Below are 3,453 nucleotides of genomic sequence, written 5' to 3' on the forward strand. Positions count from 1 at the left end.
GCCTCAGCCAGCTCGGCCGCCACGGCCTTGTCCAAACGCTTGAGCCTGCGCGCGAGCTGCACCTGGTCGAGCTGGCGCAGCTCGGGCGGCAGCACCATCAGCGCCATCTCACCCAGGCTGCGCTGGTAGTAGCTGGCCGCAAAAGCCACCAGCTTGCGCCAGGCGGGGGGCAGTGGCGGCAAGGCATCGAAAGTTTCGAGCACGGCCTTGAGTGACTCGGGGGCCAGTTGCGCGGCGCTTTCATCGGCGCCTTCGGCCCGGTCCCACACCACCCCGGTGACCACGCGCCGACCCAGGGGCACCCTCACGAGGGCGCCGGCGGGCAGGGCTTGGGGGTGCAGGTAGTCGAGCGCGCCCCACAGGCCGCTGTGCTGGGGCGCCTCGACCACGACCCCGACGCGGCAAGGCGCCTCGGGCGCGGTCGGAACAGGTGCGTGCATGGCGGGGATGTGTGTCAGGCAGATTCTGACAGAGGCATGAAGACGACCCGCCAAGTGCTTGATTTTCCTGGGGGACACCCTTATCCACGGGGACTGTGGATAACTTTGTGGGAAAGCTTTGCAGACGCGCGCTAAGTGCTTGTCACACCGACGTTTGGGTCAGTTTGCCTCAGAATGAGGCATCGCCGGGCAGCCTCTATGAATCAACAACTTAGCGCGGCCCTGCGGGCCTTTGTCCGACTTTGGGGGCCCGCCCCAGTGCGGTGCGCTCGCTGGGCGCCTGATGGGGATAAGTGAGTCGCGAGCGATCAAAACCAAGGGTATGCCCTAGTTGCTCGAAATCTGACACGCTTTGTCTCCCTCTGTGAACTTTGTCACAGCAGGCGCGCCACGCGAAATCCCGACGGTCGCCATCGGTCATGGAACAAGTTGCGTCGTCTTGCCCCCCGGTCTCGGTCCACCTCACTTAGGGGGCAAAGCCGATGCAGCTCGCCAAGAGTGCCTTGTAAGTGCTTGATTCATGGGCGGTGCGGCCGAATCCACAGCCTGTGGATAACTTTGTGAGCAAAAACGGGGAGAACCGGCGTCCGCTTCGCACACCCCAGGCTTTCCCCAGGTTGTCGCTGACTTGCGTCAAAGAGATTTTCATCAATCAAATCAACCACTTGCCACGTTGACACAGGGCATGCAGGGCATTTGGCGCGATGGGGAAATTCAGCAAAACAGCATGCTGCGTTTTGGGGATAAGTGCCGGGGCCCAAGCACGGTTTTCGCTCGCTCGTGATTCGAAATGGTGAATTCGCGAGCGCGTCATGCACCGACCTGTCCCTCGGCTTGCTCTGGACGCCCAAGCCCCTGCGAGCAAGGGGTGACTCGGCGCTGGGTCATGCGCGTCAACAGGCTGACTCTCGGGTTATGCTTTGCGGGTGTCACCGCGCGGGTCGCCTGCTGACGTGCCCGGGAGCACCATCCACAACCCAACACCCTAGTGAGACAAAAGATGAGCTTCTCGATCGAATCCAAACTCGGCGACCTGCTGGACAACGAAACCACCAAGGCCATCCTGGAAAAGCACCTGCCCGGCATCTCCACCCACCCGCAAATCGGCATGGGCAAGGGTTTCGCCCTGTCGATGGTGGCCAAGTTCTCCGGCGGCCTGATCACCGACGACCTGCTGCAAAAGGTCGAAGCCGAGCTCAAGACCCTGGGCTGATCGCCCTGCCTGGGTGAGCGCCTGCTGCGCTCCCTTCGGCCACAAAAAAGCCTCCGCGAGTCTCAGGACCCGGGAGGCTTTTTCTTTGGGTGCTCGGCTCAGCACCCCGGGGCAGCAGGCGCCCCGTCAGCGGATCACCAGTTTTCGGTGGGCTGACCGCAGTCGGAGCTGGCCGGCGCCACGTCGCAGCGGATGCGCTTGATGATCTTCAGGCCCTTCTTGTCGTAGAAGCCCTTCTCGGCCATGTCGATGCGGCCGTCGCGCATCAGGTTGACGTAGCGCTCGGCGTCCTCGGGAGACGGGTCCATCCAGAACTTGGCAGGGATGGTGGCGTCGGCGCGCTTGATGAGCTCGACCACGGTGTCGAAGCGGCCGAACCAGGCGTCACGCGATTTCTGGCCGTAGCCCTCGGGGAACTTGTCGCGCTTGAAGATCATCTGGTAGGTCAGGATGGTCATGGGGAAGCGGTGCACCGCGCCCTTGCTGCCCATGCCCTTGTGCAGCTCCAGCGGCTTGAAAGCGATGGAGGGCGCCATGACCACGTCCACGTTGCCGTTGTTGAACATGGTGCCGAAGTTCATGACGTCGGCGGCCACGGGGCGCGCACCCACGCGCGAGATCAGCTGGGCCTGGGCCTTGTCGTGGTCGAAGGCGGCCACGCGCTTGCCGCTGGAGGCTTCGAGGTTGGAGATGGCGCGGTCGTTGACGAAGGCGTATGCAGCGCCCAGCGGGACGATGCCACCGACTTCGAAGTTGCCATTGACCATCAAGGCGGCGGCCTTGGGGCTGCTGAAGGTCTGCACGGTCTTGCGCACGACCTCGATGCTGCCGGCCATGTCGAGCTTGCCGCTGCGCACGATGGTGGAGGCGCCGACCGAGTCGAGGGCAGCGGTCAGCGGGTTGAACTGGCGGGTGCGCAGGGCGGTGGCCATCACGGCGTCGCACTGGCCGGTGCGGAAGTCCTCCACCGCCACGCGCTCGTCGATGTAGGCCTTGAGCTCGATGTCGGCGCCGACCTTTTGCATCTCGAGGGCGTAGTCTTTGGCGGCATTGAAGCCATCACCCGCGGTGCCGAGGATGTCGAACACACAGACTTTTTGCTTGGCCGCCTGGGCTGCGGGAGCCAGGCCCAGGGTGGCGGTCAGGACAGCCAGGGAGCAAAGGCTCAGGGCACGGCTCGGGTGAAAAACGGTAGGTTGCAAGGGGGTCTCCGCTCGGATTGCGCAACGGGTGAGCCCAGGGTCACCCGCGAAAGCGGCAAGCATAGGCGGGGTGAGCGCCTCAAGGGACCACCCTCAGGTGAAAACCCCAACCCGCATCTGCAGGCCAGACGTAACAAAAATTCAGATCCAGCCCACGCAGCGCGGTGAGCCGCAGGCGCAACGCAGGCGCCCGGCATGGTGGGTCGGGCCGTAGCGCGCCGTGAGCTCTTCGCCCTCGGCGATGTCGCGGATGGCGTAGAAAGCCACCCGGCCCTGCTGCACCTTCAGCACCATGTTGGGCTCACAGGCGTGGTTGGCGTGGCGCAGCGGGTCGCTGGAGGCCGAGGCGTCCACGGCCCGCTTGTCGGAGATGGCGACCATGAAGATGCGCCCGGTGGTGCGCTCGGCCAGCCTGGCGCGGCGGCGGGCTTCGGCCAGCTCGATGAACTCGCCACGGATCTCGCCGATCTTGGCGCGCTCGGGGATGGCTTCGCCCGCGAAGGCGCCCAGGCCGTCGATGCGACTGGGGCCCACGTTGACGCGGTGCTTTTGCGGGTTGGCAGGCTGGCGGGGCGCAGGCGCAGGCATGGGCGCCTGC

General features: G+C 64.9%; 3 protein-coding genes and 1 pseudogene. 1 reads left to right on the top strand and 3 read right to left on the bottom strand.

All coding sequences use genetic code 11. The features are described from left to right. Positions 1-440, bottom strand: a pseudogene (locus tag B2W70_RS01860) (primosomal protein N'); the annotation flags it as partial. Between the two features lie 1,000 nt (positions 441-1,440). Between B2W70_RS01860 and B2W70_RS01865 the strand changes: the two are divergent. Next, complete coding sequence (locus B2W70_RS01865; RefSeq protein ID WP_286742267.1) at positions 1,441-1,653, top strand: hypothetical protein; 213 nt, start codon at positions 1,441-1,443, stop codon at positions 1,651-1,653. Positions 1,654-1,787: 134 nt separating this feature from the next. Here B2W70_RS01865 and B2W70_RS01870 read toward each other — a convergent pair whose 3' ends face one another. Both B2W70_RS01870 and B2W70_RS01875 read right to left on the bottom strand, forming a co-directional pair. After that, positions 1,788-2,855 carry a putative solute-binding protein gene (locus B2W70_RS01870; protein WP_286742269.1) on the bottom strand — a complete coding sequence of 356 codons (1,068 nt, stop codon included), beginning with the start codon at positions 2,853-2,855 and terminating at the stop codon, positions 1,788-1,790. Between the two features lie 141 nt (positions 2,856-2,996). After that, a partial coding sequence (locus B2W70_RS01875; protein ID WP_349677423.1) for an SET domain-containing protein occupies positions 2,997-3,453 on the bottom strand: 457 nt, incomplete at its 5' end.

The organism is Aquabacterium sp. UBA2148, from assembly GCF_002328915.1.
Taxonomy (GTDB): Bacteria; Pseudomonadota; Gammaproteobacteria; order Burkholderiales; family Burkholderiaceae_C; genus Aquabacterium; species Aquabacterium parvum.

Bases quoted from the DNA above. Each gene is read 5' to 3' on its own strand.
- B2W70_RS01865 (WP_286742267.1), top strand. From the start codon at position 1,441: ATGAGCTTCTCGATCGAATCCAAACTCGGCGACCTGCTGGACAACGAA.